This is a genomic window from Arthrobacter sp. ZGTC412 (genome assembly GCF_002929215.1).
Taxonomy (GTDB): domain Bacteria; phylum Actinomycetota; class Actinomycetes; order Actinomycetales; family Micrococcaceae; genus Arthrobacter.
In genome coordinates this window covers 1-1,121 of record NZ_PJII01000053.1, presented here as the reverse complement: position 1 = coordinate 1,121, position 1,121 = coordinate 1, and the positions used below count along the sequence as shown (strand labels likewise).

Below are 1,121 nucleotides of genomic sequence, written 5' to 3'. Positions count from 1 at the left end.
GTTCAGCTTCCTGGTGCTGGTCGCGCGGCTGCGGGCACTCATTCGCAGAGGGGCTCCGGAACGGCCGGTGACTTTGGTAGTGGGTTCGCTGAGGCTGGACCCGACAACGCGACGCGTGACGCGGAACGGGCAGGACCTCTCCCTGACTGCCCGGGAGTTCGGTCTGCTGGTCTATCTGATGCGCAAGCCGGACGAGGTTTTGTCGAAGGCTCAGATCCTCGACAACGTCTGGGACCCGGAGTTCCGGGGCGGGGACAATGTCGTTGAGGTGTATATCGGGTATTTGCGGAGGAAAATTGATGAGCCGTTCGGCCTTAACTCGCTCAGGACGGTACGGGGCATGGGGTACAGACTCAGCGCCGATTAGAGTCGATGGGCACATCGGCATGGGGAACGGCGGCCAGCGGGGCCATTGCCGGGAAACTGACCTCAAAGCGACACCAGCCCTGTGACGTCTCGGTTGCAATAACGCGACCATCGTGGGCCTCCACGATGCCACGGGTGATCGCCAGACCCAGGCCGCTTCCGCCCTGGTGGCGTGACCGGCTCTCATCCAGGCGGACGAATCGCCCGAAGATCCTTTCCCTGTCGGCCACCGGCACGGGGGTTCCATCGTCATCGATGGTCACAACCACTGTCTGAACCATGACCGAGAGCGTCACGGCGATGGTCCTTGCGGCATGGCGGTCGGCGTTGTCGAGCACGTTCCGAAAGGCCTGACTCAGCCGGACCGGATCTCCCGCTATCTTGGCCGGAACCAGGTCAGCGACGATCCGGTGCTTGCTCGTGGCGTTCACCCTGCGCAGTTCAGTGGCCAGAACATCGTCGAGGTCGACATCCTCACGGCGGACGGCCAGTCCTTCGTCGTCGGCCTTGGATAATGTTAGGAGGTCTTCCACGAGGCCCTGCAGCCGTTGCGTCTCTTCGGCCAGGATCGGCTGCATGCCCCGCCATGTCTCTCCGGAGGCGTCAGCGATGGAGATGTCCAAGCCTGTGCGGATTGTCGTGAGCGGGCTCCGCAATTCATGGCTGGCATTGGAGACGAACTGGCGTTGCCTTTGATCGGCTGTTTCGATCCGGTCCAGCATGGAATTCATTGTGGCGGCCAAGGCCTGCAGCTC

The 1,121-nt window shown here is 62.6% G+C and carries 2 protein-coding genes; one reads left to right on the top strand and one right to left on the bottom strand.

Annotated features, from left to right (window positions below; translation table 11 throughout):
* On the top strand, positions 1–367 hold a 367-nt coding region (locus tag CXQ88_RS21340; RefSeq protein ID WP_146069269.1), incomplete at its 5' end, for a winged helix-turn-helix domain-containing protein.
* On the opposite strand, the gene CXQ88_RS21335 is transcribed toward CXQ88_RS21340, so the two are convergent.
* Positions 354–1,121 (bottom strand): sensor histidine kinase (locus tag CXQ88_RS21335; protein WP_219816371.1); only part of this gene is annotated, 768 nt, incomplete at its 5' end. The genes CXQ88_RS21340 and CXQ88_RS21335 overlap by 14 nt on opposite strands.